The organism is Microbulbifer sp. CnH-101-G (assembly GCF_052466775.1).
Window position 1 is genome coordinate 4575937 of record NZ_CP174292.1, and the last position, 16482, is coordinate 4592418.

Annotated in this window: 11 protein-coding genes; 9 read left to right on the forward strand and 2 right to left on the reverse strand. The window is 51.8% G+C overall.

The window, feature by feature from the left end:
- Positions 1-199: 199 nt before the first annotated feature.
- From clpB to ACJJID_RS20330, 3 genes are all read left to right on the forward strand, one after another.
- Positions 200-2803, forward strand: coding sequence for an ATP-dependent chaperone ClpB (gene clpB / locus ACJJID_RS20320; RefSeq protein ID WP_444920989.1), 2604 nt, complete (start codon positions 200-202; stop codon positions 2801-2803).
- A 313-nt stretch (positions 2804-3116) separates the two neighbouring features.
- Complete coding sequence (locus ACJJID_RS20325; protein WP_444920990.1) at positions 3117-4223, forward strand: efflux RND transporter periplasmic adaptor subunit; 1107 nt, start codon at positions 3117-3119, stop codon at positions 4221-4223.
- 18 nt (positions 4224-4241) lie between these two features.
- Complete coding sequence (locus tag ACJJID_RS20330) at positions 4242-7313, forward strand: efflux RND transporter permease subunit (protein ID WP_444920991.1); 3072 nt, start codon at positions 4242-4244, stop codon at positions 7311-7313.
- A 49-nt stretch (positions 7314-7362) separates the two neighbouring features.
- Here the strand turns inward: ACJJID_RS20330 and ACJJID_RS20335 are convergent, their stop codons facing one another.
- Positions 7363-8427, reverse strand: a complete 1065-nt coding sequence (locus ACJJID_RS20335; protein WP_444920992.1) for a helix-turn-helix domain-containing protein — start codon at positions 8425-8427, stop codon at positions 7363-7365.
- A 252-nt stretch (positions 8428-8679) separates the two neighbouring features.
- On the opposite strand from ACJJID_RS20335, the gene ACJJID_RS20340 reads away from it, so the two are divergent.
- Both ACJJID_RS20340 and ACJJID_RS20345 read left to right on the forward strand, forming a co-directional pair.
- Positions 8680-9897: a hypothetical protein gene (locus ACJJID_RS20340; RefSeq protein WP_444920993.1), complete on the forward strand. Its 1218-nt coding sequence runs from the start codon at positions 8680-8682 to the stop codon at positions 9895-9897.
- Between the two features lie 19 nt (positions 9898-9916).
- The gene (locus ACJJID_RS20345) at positions 9917-10996 is read left to right on the forward strand and encodes a DUF4785 family immunoglobulin-like domain-containing protein (protein ID WP_444920994.1); all 1080 of its coding nucleotides are present in this window, start codon (positions 9917-9919) and stop codon (positions 10994-10996) included.
- Between the two features lie 12 nt (positions 10997-11008).
- Here the strand turns inward: ACJJID_RS20345 and ACJJID_RS20350 are convergent, their stop codons facing one another.
- Positions 11009-11488 carry a DUF4124 domain-containing protein gene (locus ACJJID_RS20350; protein WP_444920995.1) on the reverse strand — a complete coding sequence of 160 codons (480 nt, stop codon included), beginning with the start codon at positions 11486-11488 and terminating at the stop codon, positions 11009-11011.
- 459 nt (positions 11489-11947) lie between these two features.
- Here ACJJID_RS20350 and ACJJID_RS20355 point away from each other — a divergent pair, with 459 nt between their 5' ends.
- The 4 genes from ACJJID_RS20355 to pssA all read left to right on the forward strand — a co-directional run bounded on the left by ACJJID_RS20355 (position 11948) and on the right by pssA (position 16226).
- Positions 11948-13684: an acetolactate synthase 3 large subunit gene (locus tag ACJJID_RS20355; RefSeq protein ID WP_444920996.1), complete on the forward strand. Its 1737-nt coding sequence runs from the start codon at positions 11948-11950 to the stop codon at positions 13682-13684.
- An 11-nt stretch (positions 13685-13695) separates the two neighbouring features.
- Positions 13696-14187 (forward strand): acetolactate synthase small subunit, encoded by a 492-nt coding sequence (gene ilvN, locus ACJJID_RS20360; RefSeq protein ID WP_152451264.1) that lies wholly within the window; start codon positions 13696-13698, stop codon positions 14185-14187.
- 24 nt (positions 14188-14211) lie between these two features.
- On the forward strand, positions 14212-15237 hold the full coding sequence (gene ilvC / locus ACJJID_RS20365) for a ketol-acid reductoisomerase (RefSeq protein WP_152451267.1): 1026 nt from the start codon (positions 14212-14214) through the stop codon (positions 15235-15237).
- Between the two features lie 113 nt (positions 15238-15350).
- Positions 15351-16226, forward strand: a complete 876-nt coding sequence (gene pssA / locus ACJJID_RS20370) for a CDP-diacylglycerol--serine O-phosphatidyltransferase (RefSeq protein ID WP_444920997.1) — start codon at positions 15351-15353, stop codon at positions 16224-16226.
- Positions 16227-16482: the final 256 nt, after the last annotated feature.

The window sequence follows — 16482 nt, forward strand, 5'->3', positions numbered from 1 at the left end:
GGAAGCTAAAACTGCATTCTGGCAAAAATTATTTTGTGTATTAACAACTTATGTCAGAAATTCCCACCAATTGATTTAAATCATTGAAAACCTTTCCCCCGCCCCTATTTTACTTCTCATCACTACACTGAAGCGTGGCGCCTCCCGGTTGCTATCGACGCAGTGCTACACAAAATCCCGAGTAGGAGAAGTTGCATTCATGCGCATAGACCGAATGACAAACCCGCTGCAGGCAGCTTTTGCCGATGCACAATCCCTGGCCGTTGGCAGGGACCACAACCAAATTTACCCAGAACATTTGCTACTAGCGCTGCTTAACCAAAATAACGGCAGTGTGCCCGCATTTTTATCCCAGGCGGGGTTTAATCTAAATGGCCTGCGCAACGATTTAGCCAAAAGATTGGATCAGCTGCCAACGATCAGCTCCCCAACAGGGGATGTGGGCATGTCGCAGGAGCTTATGCGCCTGATGAATCTCACGGATAAAAAAGCGCAAAAAAATGGTGACAGTTTTATTTCCAGTGAGACAGTTTTGCTCGCGGCATTTGATTCCGCTGCGGGGGAAATTTCTAAAATTCTCAACGCCAATGGCGACTTAAAACAATTAGAGGCGGCGATACAAAAAGTGCGTGGCGATGAAAAAGTTGACGACCCTAATGCGGAAGAAGCGCGCCAGGCGTTGGATAAATACACCCTGGACCTGACCGAACGCGCGATCTCCGGCAAGCTCGACCCGGTGATTGGCCGCGACGATGAAATTCGTCGCACGATTCAGGTGCTACAGCGCCGCACCAAAAACAATCCAGTTTTGATTGGTGAACCCGGTGTGGGTAAAACTGCGATTGTCGAGGGGCTTGCCCAACGGATCGTAAATGGCGAAGTGCCTGAAGGTCTCAAAGACAAGCGTCTGCTGTCTCTGGATCTGGGCGCTCTATTGGCCGGCGCCAAATTTCGCGGGGAATTTGAGGAGCGCTTAAAAGCGGTACTCAATGAACTCTCCAAGCAGGAAGGGCGGATTATTCTCTTTATTGATGAATTACACACCATGGTGGGGGCTGGCAAGGCTGAAGGCGCTATGGATGCCGGCAATATGCTCAAACCGGCACTGGCGCGGGGTGAATTGCACTGTGTTGGCGCCACAACCCTGGATGAGTATCGCAAGTACATCGAAAAAGATGCCGCCTTGGAACGCCGTTTCCAAAAGGTATTGGTGGACGAGCCCACCGAGGAAGACACCATTGCCATATTGCGCGGATTGAAAGAGCGCTACGAGGTGCACCACGGCGTAGATATCACCGACTCGGCCATTATTGCCGCTACCAAACTGTCCCAGCGTTATATCACCGATCGCCAGCTGCCCGATAAAGCCATCGACCTGATCGACGAAGCGGCCAGCCGCATCCGTATGGAAATAGACTCCAAACCGGAGTCCATGGATAAACTGGAGCGCCGTTTAATCCAGCTGAAAATCGAACGCGAGGCGGTCAAGAAGGATAAAGACGATGAGGCTACGCAGAAGCGTCTAGCTAAGCTGGAGGAGGAAATTCACCAGCTGGAAAAAGAATATTCTGACCTTGAGGAAGTTTGGAAAGCCGAGAAATCCCAGCTCGCCGGTAGCCACGACTTAAAAGAGAAATTGGAGCAGGCCAAGTTGGATATGGAGTCGGCGCGTCGCGCCGGGGACCTGACCCGTATGTCGGAACTGCAATACGGAGTCATTCCACAGCTGGAGCAGCAGTTAAAGTCTGCTGCTACCCATGAGGCCACAGAAGAGCCGCGCCTATTGCGCAACCGGGTAACCGATGAAGAGGTGGCCGAAGTCGTTTCCCGCTGGACTGGTATACCGGTTTCCAAAATGCTTGAGGGCGAGCGGGAAAAGCTGCTGCGTATGGAAGATGAACTGCACAAGCGTGTTATAGGGCAGGGCGAAGCAGTCGACGCCGTGGCCAATGCGGTGCGACGCTCCCGCGCGGGTCTCGCCGATCCTAATCGCCCCAATGGCTCATTTTTATTCCTGGGCCCCACAGGCGTTGGTAAAACAGAGCTCTGTAAGGCGTTGGCGCAATTTCTCTTCGATACCGAAGATGCCATGGTGCGCATCGATATGTCGGAGTTTATGGAGAAGCATTCTGTAGCGCGCCTGATCGGTGCACCTCCTGGCTACGTGGGTTACGAGGAGGGCGGCTATTTGACCGAGGCGGTGCGGCGCAAGCCTTACTCGGTGGTACTGCTCGATGAGGTGGAAAAGGCGCACCCGGATGTGTTCAATATTCTTCTGCAGGTGCTGGATGATGGACGCCTGACCGATGGTCAGGGGCGTACTGTGGATTTCCGCAATACCGTTGTGGTAATGACATCCAACCTGGGATCCGATCTGATTCAGAAATTCGCCAGTGCCCAAAACGGCGACGATCTGGATGCAGAAATCCGCTACCGCCAGATGAAAAATGCGGTGATGGAGGTGGTGGGCAATCATTTCCGCCCGGAGTTTATTAACCGCATCGATGAAGTGGTGGTGTTCCATCCATTGGATAAGGCGGAAGTGCGTTCCATTGCGGAAATTCAATTGCGCCAGTTGTGTCGCCGCCTGAGTGAACGCGACCTGAAACTGGAGGTCTCCGAGGGCTTGCTGAACAAGCTCGCGGAGGTGGGATTTGATCCGGTCTATGGCGCCCGGCCACTGAAACGGGCGATTCAGATTTGGCTGGAAAATCCACTGGCGCAGGATGTACTTGCCGGTAAGTTTACGCCCGGAACCACTATCCACGCGGATGTAGAGGACGATCGGGCGGTATTTCGCTAAGCAATTATCTTGACGTTTACTCCGCCAATGAAACAGATAAGTCTCTATCTGTTTCATTGGCCCGTGAGCTAGGCTCTACTGCTGTTTTTGCCTGCGTTCTTGCTTTATTTTCCGCATGAGTGTTGGCATATCTCTTCCTCCCCTGTCACCTAAGTTCGTTTTCTTCTGCAACCCCATCAGTGTCTGCCGGTATACACGGGATTTTCTTTATAAACTGAAATGAGTGGCCTGCTGAGTTGGGGCTTGTCTTACTTTCCAGCTTATTCACTGCGGAATTGTTGTAAACGATCGGGGGTAAATTATCAGTAAGCGCATGATGCTAATGCTGCTTGGTTGCCTGGTACTGTTTGGCGGCATTTTTGCGTATAAATTTATTGTCCATCGTATGGTGAACCAATATCTGGACACTATGGCGTTACCGGCGCCCACGGTGACCTCGGCAAAGGCCCAGGTGCAAAATTGGCGGGAGGATTTAAGTGGAGTGGGGACAGTCCGCGCAATTAATGGTGTTGAAGTCACCACTGAAGCCCAGGGTGTTGTGAGTGCCATCCACTTTAAGTCCGGTCAGTATGTGCATAAAAATGATCTCCTACTGGAAATCTTCGCTGAGCCGGAAAAGGCTCAGCTACAGGTTCTGGATGCTGAGCTGCGTCTGGCAAGGCGCAATTATGCACGTATTAAAACCCTCACCGAGCGCGGGGTGACCACCGAAGCAGACCTAGATACTGCGCGCAGTACCTTAGATCAGGTAGTGGCCAATATCGAAGTACAGCGCGCCAGGGTCGATCAGCGGCGAGTCCTGGCGCCATTTAATGGTGTTTTGGGTATTCGGCGCATAGACCTGGGCCAGAATGTCAGCCCCGGAGATGCGGTGGTGACGCTGCAGCAGCTGGATCCGATTTTTGTCGATTTTTCCCTTCCGGAGCAGAAATACGCCTTAGTTAAAGAGGGCATGCCAATTAGCTTGACTACCGATGCCTTTCCTAAGAATACCTACAGCGGAAAGATTACTGCCGTAGATCCCAGAGTGGATATGGCCAGCCGCAACTTCCTGATACAGGCGACACTGGAAAACCCCAAGAAACACCTGCGCCCCGGTATGTTTGCCCAGGTTTCCGTGCAAATAGAAGCTCACCGGCGTGTACTTGTCGTACCCCGCACGGCCTTGTTATTTGCTCCTTACGGCGTCTCGGTTTTTGTACTGGAAAAGGACGCTACTAATAGCAGTGTCATCGCAAATAAGCGATTTGTTAAAACTGGAGAGGAGCGTGGTGATTTGGTGGAAATTGTACAGGGGTTATTGCAGGGTGATGAGGTGGCCAGTAGTGGATTGCTCAAATTGCGCAATGGTGAGAAAGCTGTGATCAATAATGAAAACAAGCCACCGGAAAACCCATCTCCCACGCCTGGGAATAGTTAATTTCTGCAGGGAGTTGCGGTGAACTTCACAGAGATATTTATTCGTAAACCGGTATTAGCTTCAGTAGTCAGCCTTTTTATTTTTCTGCTGGGCTTGCGCTCAATTACTGAATTAAATATTCGCCAGTATCCGGAATTGGAAAATGCGGTTATTACAGTATCCACCGTTTATGTGGGCGCCGATTCCGATCTGGTTCAGGGCTTTATTACCACACCACTGGAGCAGGAGATTGCTACGGCAGATGGCATTGATTATATGGTGTCGACTAGTGTTCAGGGACTGTCCACCATTAATGCCTATGTGCGATTCGACTATGACCCGAACGAAGTGCTCACACAGGTAGTCGCCAAGGTTAATAAACTGCGCAGTGATCTGCCCGAGGAATCTGAAGATTCCAGTGTAGAGATGCAGCAGGGGGAGACCACTGCCGCCATGTATTTATCGTTCTCTTCGGAAATTCTCGCCAATAACCAAATCACCGATTATCTGGTCCGGGTCGTACAGCCCAAGCTGGCTACTGTTGCCGGTGTGCAACGTGCACGCTTGCTTGGCGATAGCACTTTTGCCATGCGCGCCTGGCTAAAACCCAAAGAAATGGCAGCGCTAGAGGTGACTCCCGATGATGTGTCCAATGCCCTGCGCAACAACAATGTCCTATCTGCAGTAGGTGCGACCAAGGGTTCGAGAGTGGCGATGGAAATTCGAGCGGATACAGATATTTCCCGCCAGGTAGATTTTCAAAATTTGGTGGTCCGCGCCAGTGGTGACCAGTTGGTGCGGCTCGGTGATATTGCCGATATTGAGTTAGGTGCCGAGACGTACGATAGCTCGGTGACATTCAATGGGCAGTCCGCCACTTTTATCGCTATCGAAGTGGCTCCGAATGCTAACTCCCTGGATGTTATCAAACAGGTGCGGCAAAAACTGGAGGGTGAAATTTTCCCGCAGTTACCCGAGGGAATGCTGGGAGAAATTCCCTATGACAGCACTGAATATATTCAGGATTCTATTTCTGAAGTTGTGAGTACCATTGTTGAAGCGGTGATCATCGTTATCGTGGTGATCTACCTGTTTTTGGGTTCTTTGCGCAGTGTTTTAATTCCAGCTATCGCTCTTCCTCTCTCCTTGGTCGGCGCAATGTTTCTAATGCTATTGATGGGATTTTCTATCAATTTATTGACGCTGCTGAGTATGGTGCTGGCCATTGGCATAGTGGTGGATGATGCGATTATTGTTTTGGAAAATGTGCATCGTCATATTGAAGAAGGGCTCTCGCCCCGAGAGGCGGCCATTGTTGGGGCGCGCGAACTGGCATGGCCAGTAGTAGCGATGACCACTACTTTGATCGCCGTCTACATTCCTATTGGTTTTCTCGGCGGCCTTACCGGAACCCTGTTCATTGAATTTGCGTTTTCCCTCGCGGGTGCCGTGCTGCTATCCGGCGTTGTAGCCTTGACACTCTCGCCGATGATGGCTTCAAGAATTCTGAAACCGCGGGAGGGTGGCGGCACGCGCTTGGAGGCTTGGCTCGAACGGCGCTTTGCCCATTTGCAAAAAGGGTTTGAGAAACGTTTGCACAGCGCGCTAGAAGAGCGCGGGGTTATTTTGCTGTTCGGACTGATTGTTCTGGTAAGTTGCTATTTCCTGTTTATTACCTCCCCTCAAGAGTTGGAACCCACTGAGGACCGGGGCTTGATTCTCACTATCTCCACTGCAGATGCCTATGCCACTCTGGATTATGTCGAGCAATACAGTGGGCAGTTAGTGGATATTGCCGATCTCTACACTGAGGTAGAAAATATTTTCTTGCTCAACGGTGCAGGTACTTTTAGCAGTGGCGTCAACAATGCCACCGCGGGTTTTGTGTTAGGACCTTGGGAAAAACGCCAGCGCGATACCGAAGAAATGCAGGAGCTGATCAGTGAAGATGTCCGCAAGATTGCCGGACTCAAAGTGGCAGTGGTGGTGCCGCCAAGCCTGCCCACCGCGGGTGGTCAGTTACCAGTGGAGTTTGTGATCGGGGCGACAGAGCCTATGGAAAATCTCGCCGATGTTGCCAGTGAGATTATGGCGAAGGCATTGCAGAGTAGAAAATTTATTTTTTTGGATTCCGATCTGAAAATTGATAAACCCAAGATCGTTATAGAAATAGATCGGGAAAAGGCTGCCACCATGGGAGTGGACATGGTGGATCTCAGCCGAGATCTGGGAGCCATGCTCTCTGGTGCCTACGTTAACCGTTTTTCCCTCGATAATCGTAGTTATAAGGTGATTCCACAGGTTGAGCGGGTGGACCGTCTCACCTCTGATCAATTGAAGCAATATTACATTCGTGCGATCAATGGCGATCTTGTACCGGTCAATACTCTGATCAATCTGCGTCAAACCGTGGAGCCACAACAATTAAAACGCTTCCAGCAACTCAATGCGGTGACAATTTCCGGAGTGCCACGCCCCGGTGTGACTCTGGGAGAGGCACTTGGGGTATTGGAAAGCGCAGCTAGCGAAATACTACCCGCGGAGTACTCGGTGGATTACTCCGGCCAGTCCCGCCAGTTCAAAACGGAAGGCTCGGAATTAGTAGTAACTTTTTTCTTCGCACTGATAGTGATTTACCTTGTACTGGCAGCCCAGTTTGAATCCTGGCGCGACCCACTCATTATGCTGGTGACTGTGCCAATGAGCGTATGTGGCGCGATGATTTTTGTCAGCCTTGGTCTAACCACACTCAATATTTATACCCAGGTGGGACTAGTGACTCTGATTGGTGTTATTTCCAAACATGGAATATTGATAGTGGAGTTCGCGAATAAATTACAAATGGGGGGGCTGGATAAGCGCACCGCTATAGAGGAGGCCACCTCTATCCGGCTGCGCCCCGTATTGATGACAACAGCCTCTCTGGTGTTGGCAATGGTGCCCCTACTGATTGCTTCCGGGCCCGGCGGTGGGGCTCGTTTTGCCATGGGGTTGGTGGTCGCCTCAGGAATGACCATTGGTACATTGTTTACACTTTTTGTTGTGCCCGCCATGTATCTGTATTTAGGGCGAGACTACAAAAAGATACAGGCTCAAGCTCACGGAAGTTAAAGGCACCGTGAGCGATGCTATTAAGCTAAGCAGCTAAGCAGCTAAGCAGCTAAGCGTCGAGAAAATCCCTTGAGGCATTGCTGCGGCGGTATTCGCTGGGGGTTACCCCCTCGTGCTTTTTAAAGAAACGGGTGAAAACCGCACGCTCTGCAAAATGCAGTTTTATAGCGATACTTTCGACGGATTCGCTGGATGACAGCAGTAGCCGCTTAGTTAGTGCCAGGGTGACACTTTCTTTTAACTCCTGAAAAGTAACCCCCTGTTCTTTCAGTCTCCTTTGCAGGGTGCGTCCACTGGTGCGGAAGTGGGCGGCAGCCTGTTTGATGGTGACTTCCTCGCGAACGATATGCTTTTCCAGCCAGGAGCGTAGGCTTGCCGCCAAATTGTAGCTCGATAGGGTGTTGTGTAGAACGGTTTTTAAAACATTGCGGCTCTGGCTGCGCAGCAACTTATGATAACTGGGAATAGGGAAGTCCAGGGTTTCTGCACTGAGAATAATGGCGTTGCTTTCACAGTCGAACTCTACCGGGCTCTGGAATATCCGAGCGTAGATAGAATCATCCTCTGGCTTTGGACTGCGCAACTTAACACCGCATACCTCGGTAAATTGAGGGTTTAGGGTACGCAGTAATTCTGCGATACGGGCCATCAACATCTCGGCGAAGAAATAGTTTACTGACTCGTTAAATAATTCCAGACGCCAGTGTAAAGTGAGAATTTCGAATTCATTTTCTTGCTTGGTTTCGAAACGCAGTAGCGGTGCCAGGGTTTGTGATAAAACAATTTCCGCAGGCCGCAAGATTTCCCGTGGACGTCGAAGAGAGGGCTGCGCCTCGATAATCGTTTCCTCCAGCCACAAAATAATGGGAAAGCGACTGAAGCTTAGCCCCGGCGAAGAAACCGGGGAGAGTGCCACCAAGTTTTCGATCAGCGCATTGAACTCGCTATAACTGAGCCGTTCACTTTCGCGGGGATTCCAGCTAAAAGTGAATGGCAGTCGCTCGATCAATGTGCCAATAGGAATACCTAGCCGCGCAGCGGCAGTAACAAAATAAGGTGCGAAAATTTTAGGCACGCCGGCATGGCCGGACATATTTTTATTCTGGTCTCTCATGACTCTTTGCCGTCCGGGTGGCGTTAACTGGATCATAGCAAAGGCACATCAAACAACGAAAACAAAAATGTGAATTATGACGAGCTGGTCGCCTCACGTGGCGTACTGGATCATCCTCTGGCGCCAAAAATCCTATTGCGATACCAGCCTCACCGGATAACTTGCAGTTGTCTGCAGAGTGTTGCGAAACGGATACCTCGAGACTCTGCGGTCAGAAAATTTCCACTTATAAAATTATAAAGGGCGACAACCATGACACTGTCTAATCGACTGGGCGCAGGCCTGTCTGTTTTTTTTGCTGCGATGGTGGGTGCTTCTTCAGCGGTAGCTGAGAACTGCTATATCCTGGTCCATGGACATGGAGTCGAGGGGCACACAACCAGCACTGATAATAATGGGAGTTTAGTGCAGCCGGCACTGGACTACTGGAGTGAAACCTATTTCGATGAATATAAAAACAGTAGTTTCATCGATCAGCTACTCGTCAATGGCGGAAATTACGGAGTGGTGGGGTATAACTCTACCGACGAAGGCGAACTTCCCTATTGGCACGATCAAACATCCGGTGAAATTGCCCGGCAAATTATTCAGATCCGCAGTGGAGCGGGAGATAGATTCGAACACGAAAACCAGTGTTCCGCCGATGATACTTTCTGGATTATTTCCCACAGCCAAGGTGCTGCCCAGATGATGTATATCGCTGGTAATTCGGTTGAGGGATCACCTTACTACAACCGTGCTTACGAGCAGTACGATACCGATACAGAAATGCAGGAAGTCGAGAAGTGCTCGACAACCTGGTATGGCAGCAAGAGCTGTAAAACCGTGACCAAGGAAGTGCAGGTTGCCAGCCTGAGTGACACCAACGCGGTAACCGTGGATTTTGATAGTGCGATTAGTGGAGTGGCTGCGATTTTCACTACCGGTGGCGCAATCACCGGCACCGAAGGTGTGGACCGGATATGTAATGGCACTTGGTATGACGAGGTGATCAACGACCTCTTCTTCGGCCGGGAGTGCTCCGCGGTACGCTATATGCAGACCAACGATATTTACACGGTACGCAATTATGTGGGTACTAACCTGGGCGCCCCTGTCTATACCATCGGTGGCTATGCAGGTTTTCCCGGCGTGGAAAGTGTTTCCTCTGCTCTGCTGAATGGCGAAGATGACGGCTACATCAACCTCGCTTCTCAGATGAATTGTTCCGGTTCCGGCAAGCGTAACCTCTGGTCAAACCTGAAACAGTACGACACCTTTATGGGGATTGCCTACGGCAGTGCCACCTTCTCCTGTAATAATGACAACAAGGGTACGGCCCGTTCCTATAACTTGGCCAGTATCTATACCGATCACGATGCCCAGCGCAATGGCGGTATTCTGTCTCCAGATTACGACGGTATCCCCGACGGTCTGGATTGCGGGGTTGGTAAAAACAGCGCAGGCCGCATCGCTGCCTGTACTCAGTAATTTTTGCGGGAGATAGTCCATGTCCGCCAGCAACAACCGCCTCAAGGGGCGCCTAGCCATCCTGGGATCTATTGTCTTGATCGCCGCAGCAGTGGCTTATTGGTTCACTGGAGAGGCTGGGGAAGTCTCCACTGCGGTTGTTGCCAAGGCCGAGGCGGGTGGGGTAGATACCCACCGGCCAAAGCTGGCGGAGTTACGACGGATCGAGTTCGTTGAGGAGGATCCAGTAGAGGATAAATCCGTGCAGGTGTGGCAGGAGATCCAAGCACGGCCAGTGAAGACCGAACTGCACCAATCCTTGCTTTCCGATCTGGCCAAATTCCATCGCTACCCACCGGAAAACCGCGCAATCAAGAGCGCCTCGCAAGATCCAATTTCCCAGACCCACGCCCCCGATCAACGCACAACCTATAGTGATAATGGAGATACCCTGACCCTATGGACCGATCAGAAATTTTATCTGTACGGGGATACCGTGCGGGTCTATGCCTATCAGACCGATAGTGATGGAGCCAAGGTGCCGGCGGACCTGACTGCCCTGATGGTATTGGACGATCAACATGTATTGGGTGCCCTGACCTTCGCGGATAGCAATGGGGACCTGGTCTATGAAGCGGAAATGGAGGCAGGTGTTTACCAGGGCCAGTCGCTGCCAACGGGTATCTATAAAATCATCGTGGATACGGATATCGACGGGCTACGCGATGCCGCCGCTTTTACACTGTCTGAGGATACCGGCAGCTACACCGGTAATTTGCGGGATTCGCTCACCAGTGAGGGCAACCTATTGGTGGAAGCTGAAGTGGAGGTACTGCAGCAAGGCCGCTTTTATTTCCGTGGCTCCCTCTACAACGATGAGCAGACCCCTATTGGCAGTACCCAGTATGCGGTTGAGCTTCCGCCTGGACGCCACTGGATACCCTTCGAATTCTATGGGCTGATGATCCGCGACGCCGATCAGGACGGCCCCTATCTGGTCAAGCAGCTGAGTATTGCCCGGGTGACCGTGCCGAGGGCTGACAGGCTGTTTGAACCCGGTTATTACACCGAGCGCTACAGCCTGGAGCAGTTTAACGATATGCCCTACAAGGAGTTGTAGCCGCCGAGAGCGTTAGCAGTTATCGCGAATGCTCTGTTTTTCTTTAGAGATACGCTCCTGACGTTCGTCCTCACCCAGCATGCGTTGATTGCCCTGCTCGTCGATTTCGCGTACGCGCGCATGAGTCGTCAGGGCTTTCAAATTCTTCTGCGAGGATTCACAGCGTTGCGCGCGGGCCTCTGCCTGGGCGCGGGCAACTTGCTCATCCACCTTTGACGGGTCCTGAGGCTCTTGTTTTGCAGTACTTTTTTTCTCAGGAGTGGGCTTGGCAGCCTCCTGTTTGGCTTTTTCTGCGGCCAGTGCGGCCTGTTGTTCCGCTTCCCACTTTTTATAGCGTTCCGACTTGGGCTTTTTAATCACCTCGACTTCGGAGCTGTTAGGTGGCTGCTCACCAAAATGCACCACACCGTCCTCATCTACCCACTTGTAGATGCCGTTGGCTTGAGCGGCCAGTGCCAGGCCGGAGAATAGCATTGCGAGTGCGATGCGCATCGGATTACCCCTCATCGTTTTATCTTTCCTTAACTGGCATATTGTACCGGTATCGGTGGACTTTCCTGTAACTCTCTTAACACTTTCATTCATGTCTATTGACAGTCAAGGTTGGATTGGCAAAATCGACTGTTTCCTCGGCGAGTAGTCGTCTCCGCACACCCGCGGCCAGGACACTAGCTCAGGTGGACCACCCTTCCGCCGCAATTCCGTCGAGAGGCTCTCCCTACCCCTGGAGGCCTGCTAGCCTGCAATTCTGACACTGACGTGTCGGTCTCAGGCTGGGTGTTTTACTGCGCGCGATGATTCCATCCTAAAAATCGGCATGTAAACACGCAACAGGCTGATATCTGTCACCATTTTCCTTTACAATTGCCGTTCAACATTCTTGTTGTTCGTTCGGTTAGCGGTTCTTTGGTGATGGCTATCCTACCAACTAGGTAAATTGAGGAGACTCAAGTGGAATTACTTTCCGGCGGCGATATGTTGGTTCGCGCGCTGCAGGATGAAGGGGTAGATTTGATTTTCGGCTACCCGGGCGGTTCGGCACTGCATATCTATGACGCCATCTTCAGACAGAAGTCCATCAAGCATATCCTGGTGCGTCACGAGCAGGGCGCTACCCACGCTGCAGACGGCTATGCACGCTCTACAGGCAAAGCGGGCGTGGTATTGGTGACCTCTGGTCCAGGGGCCACCAATGCGATAACTGGGATTGCCACTGCCTATATGGACTCAATCCCCATGGTGGTGATTTCGGGCCAGGTACCCAGCGACAAGATTGGTGAGGATGCCTTTCAGGAAACCGATATGGTTGGCTGTTCACGCCCAATCGTAAAGCACAGTTTCCTGGTAAAGAATGCCGAGGATATTCCCGAGATTGTCAAAAAAGCCTTCTATATAGCTACTACTGGCCGCCCCGGCCCGGTGGTTATCGATGTGCCCAAGGATGTGACCAATCCCGCCGAGCGCTTTCCATACCGCTACCCGGAGAAGCTGCGCATGCGCTCATACACTCCGGCGGGCAAGGGGCACAGCGGACAAATACGCAAGGCGGTGGCGCTGTTGCTGTCAGCCCGGCGACCGGTGATTTACGCCGGTGGTGGTGTAATACAGGGGGAGGGTTCCGAACTGCTCACCGAGTTGGCTCGCCATCTGAATTACCCCGTGACCAATACACTGATGGGGCTCGGTGCCTTCCCCGGTAGCGATAAACGCTTCCTCGGTATGCTCGGTATGCACGGCACTTTTGAGGCCAATACCGCGATGCACCACGCCGATGTCATACTGGCGGTAGGGGCGCGTTTTGATGACCGCGTCACCAATACCCCCAGTAAATTCTGCCCTGGGGCCAAGATTATCCATATCGATGTGGATCCGGCCTCTATTTCCAAAACGATCGTCGCCGATATTCCTATCGTGGGTACTGTCCAGTCTGTACTGGCGGATATGTTGGAAGCGCTCAAATCCAGCGAGGAGCAGCCGGACCAGTCGGCCATCGTTGACTGGTGGCGGCAGATCGACGACTGGCGTGAGCGCCATGGTCTCTATACGGCCCCGCGCTATAAGACTGACGGTGCCTTGATCATGCCGCAGGAGGTGATTCGCGCGGTTTACGATATAACCGAGGGGGATGCTTTCGTTACTTCTGATGTTGGACAGCACCAGATGTTTGCAGCCCAGTACTATCACTTCGACAAGCCGCGCCGCTGGATCAATTCCGGTGGCCTCGGCACTATGGGCTTCGGTCTGCCCTCTGCACTGGGGGTGAAAATTGCCCACCCCGATAAAGAGGTCGTTTGTGTGACCGGTGAGGGCAGTATCCAGATGTGCATTCAGGAATTGTCCACCGCCACTCAATACCATTTGCCGGTCAAGATTCTGTGCCTCAATAACCAGGCCCTCGGTATGGTGAAGCAGTGGCAGGAAATGCAGTACGAGGGGCGCCTATCCAATAGTGTCTACGAAGAATCCCTGCCGGATTTCGTCAAACTCGCCGAGGCCTATGGCCATTTGGGCGTGAAGATTGAGCGGCGAGAGGATTTGCACACAAAACTGCAGGAAGCCTTTGCGCATAAAGATCGTACGGTATTTATCGATGTTTATGTTGACCCGTCTGAGCATGTTTACCCGATGCAGGTCATGCCGAGCGGCTCCATGCGCGATATGTGGCTGAGCAAAACCGAACGGACATAGGGGTTAAGGCGATGCGTAGAATTATTTCGGTTTTGATGGAGAACGAACCGGGAGCCTTATCCCGAGTTGTGGGACTGTTTTCCCAGCGCGGCTATAACATTGAAAGTTTGACGGTGGCACCTACCGAGGATGCCACCCTGTCGCGTCTCACCTTGGTGACTATCGGTGATGACCACAAGATTGAGCAGATCACAAAAAATCTAAATAAATTAATCGACGTGGTGAAGTTGGTTGATCTCACCGAAGGCTCCCATATTGAGCGGGAATTACTGTTGGTAAAAGTTCGCGCAAATGGAGCACAGCGCGATGAGGTTAAGCGCAGTGTAGATATTTTTCGTGGGCAGATTGTGGATGTCACCAGCAGCATGTACACGGTGCAAGTAGCCGGCACTGGTCAAAAGCTCGATGCATTTTTACAGGCATTGGGTGAGCACACCATTATGGAAGTCGTACGCTCCGGGGTTTCGGGAATCGCCCGCGGTGAAAAAGTATTAAGTGTTTAGATAGCAGGAAACAGGAATTTAATCATGCAAGTTTATTACGATAAAGATTGTGAGCTCTCCTTAATTCGCGGAAAAAATGTTGCCATTATCGGTTATGGCTCTCAGGGGCACGCCCATGCCAATAACCTCAAAGATTCTGGTGTGGAGAATATTGTTGTTGGGCTGCGCAAGGGCTCCAGTTCCTGGAGTAAAGCCGAAAATGCCGGCTTGCGCGTGGCCGAGGTGGAGAGCGCTGTTAAAGATGCAGATGTGGTAATGATCCTAGCGCCGGATGAGTACCAGGCCAATATTTATAAGGAGCAGGTGGCCCCTAATTTAAAATCTGGTGCGGCGCTCGCCTTTGCCCACGGCTTTAATGTTCATTTTGAACTGATTGAGCCGCCAGCCGATGTGGACGTCATAATGATTGCACCAAAAGGCCCCGGCCACACTGTGCGCTCGACCTATCTTGAAGGTGGTGGTGTGCCAACCCTGATTGCAATTTATCAGGATGCCTCAGGTAAGGCTAAAGAGTTGGCCCTCTCCTACGCCTCTGCGAATGGTGGTGGCCGCTCTGGGATTATCGAAACCAATTTCCGAGAAGAAACCGAAACAGATCTTTTCGGAGAGCAGGCAGTATTGTGTGGTGGTGTTTCTGCACTGGTAACTGCGGGCTTTGAAACCCTGGTTGAAGCGGGCTACGCGCCGGAAATGGCTTATTTCGAGTGTTTGCATGAACTGAAGCTTATTGTCGATCTGATGTACCAGGGCGGCATTGCCGACATGCGCTACTCTATTTCCAATACCGCTGAGTACGGCGATTATGTTACCGGGCCTCGGGTTGTTACCGATGAAACCAAAGCTGAAATGAAGCGAGTGTTGAAGGATATTCAGACCGGGAAATTCGCCAAGGACTTTATGTTGGAATCTCTCGCTGGGCAGCCGCGCCTGAAGGCGGAGCGTCGTATTGGTGCAGAGCATCAAATCGAACAGGTAGGTGCCAAGCTGCGTGCCATGATGCCCTGGATCAAAGCCAATAAAATTATTGACCGGACCGAAGGCAACAGCTGATCCTTCCCAAACTAAAAAAACGGCGGGGTTTTCCCGCCGTTTTTTTTTGCCCTGTGCGCGCACAGGGCAATGGCGTACACTCGCTGACTGCAAAATGCATTAACGGAGAGTCTATGAGCGTTCATGGCGATGATAAGCAGTCCGAAGATCCAGCCAGCGGGTTGAATGAGGAAATTCGTCTGCCTGTCGACGAGCACATTGAGGAAGAGGTTGCGGAAAATGGTAAGAAGGTCCGCGCACGGGGGGTCTATCTCCTGCCCAACTTGATTACTACCGGAGCCCTCTTTAGCGGCTTTTATGCGATCGTTGCCGGTATGAGCGGCAATTTTGAGGCCGCCGCGATCGCAATTTTCGTGGCTATGGTCCTGGATGGTCTCGATGGACGGGTAGCGCGTTTGACCGATACCCAAAGTGCCTTTGGAGTGCAATATGACTCCCTGTCGGACATGGTCTCCTTCGGCCTGGCCCCCGCACTGGTAGCGTTTAGTTGGGGGCTGGGAACTTTAGGCAAATTTGGCTGGGCAATAGCATTTTTATATGCCGCCTGCGCCGCTCTGCGTTTGGCTCGCTTTAATACCCAGGTGGATACTGTCGACAAAGGGGTATTTATCGGTCTTGCCAGTCCTACTGCAGCGGCCATTGTCGCCAGCATGGTTTGGGCTGGGCACGATGTGGAAGTTGGGACCGGGCTTGCAATGATTGCCGCGCTGGTAACGACTGCTGCTGGACTTCTGATGGTTTCCAATTTCCGTTACACAAGTTTTAAGGGGCTGGATTTCAAAGGCAGAGTGCCTTTTGTAATGATGCTTGCGGTGATCCTTGTGTTTAGTCTGGTGACCATAGACCCAGCTGGGGTACTGCTGACATTGGCTGTGCTTTACACGCTTTCTGGGCCCGCAATGTGGCTGTGGGGAAGGGTCCACCCTAAACCTGACAATCGAAACGACAAAACCAGTGATGAAAAGGCGAAGGATAGGGAGCTGCACTAATCTCTAAGGATTCCCTTTGGTATTTGTGTTTCTCAACACTATGTTAGTTATGCGGGAGTGCGAACTAACATGGACAAGTGATCGTCGGGAGGTCGGATGCGGCCTCAATATTCCCCTCAAAATAAGAGGGCTGTGCGATAGCTGAAAAAAGTCTTGCACAGAAGCACAGTAGTCCGTATAGTTCGCGCCCTCGCTGCCTGAGACGGTAGTGAGGGACTAGCTCCAACTGACTGATTTTTCAAAGAAAACTCCTTCA

Excerpts from the sequence above, each read along its gene's own strand:
- ACJJID_RS20325 (WP_444920990.1), top strand. The coding sequence starts at position 3,117 with ATGATGCTAATGCTGCTTGGTTGCCTGGTACTGTTTGGCGGCATTTTT.
- ACJJID_RS20350 (WP_444920995.1), bottom strand. The coding sequence starts at position 11,488 with ATGCGCATCGCACTCGCAATGCTATTCTCCGGCCTGGCACTGGCCGCT.
- clpB (WP_444920989.1), top strand. The coding sequence starts at position 200 with ATGCGCATAGACCGAATGACAAACCCGCTGCAGGCAGCTTTTGCCGAT.
- ACJJID_RS20345 (WP_444920994.1), top strand. The coding sequence starts at position 9,917 with ATGTCCGCCAGCAACAACCGCCTCAAGGGGCGCCTAGCCATCCTGGGA.
- pssA (WP_444920997.1), top strand. The coding sequence starts at position 15,351 with ATGAGCGTTCATGGCGATGATAAGCAGTCCGAAGATCCAGCCAGCGGG.
- ilvC (WP_152451267.1), top strand. The coding sequence starts at position 14,212 with ATGCAAGTTTATTACGATAAAGATTGTGAGCTCTCCTTAATTCGCGGA.
- ACJJID_RS20335 (WP_444920992.1), bottom strand. The coding sequence starts at position 8,427 with ATGAGAGACCAGAATAAAAATATGTCCGGCCATGCCGGCGTGCCTAAA.
- ACJJID_RS20340 (WP_444920993.1), top strand. The coding sequence starts at position 8,680 with ATGACACTGTCTAATCGACTGGGCGCAGGCCTGTCTGTTTTTTTTGCT.
- ilvN (WP_152451264.1), top strand. The coding sequence starts at position 13,696 with ATGCGTAGAATTATTTCGGTTTTGATGGAGAACGAACCGGGAGCCTTA.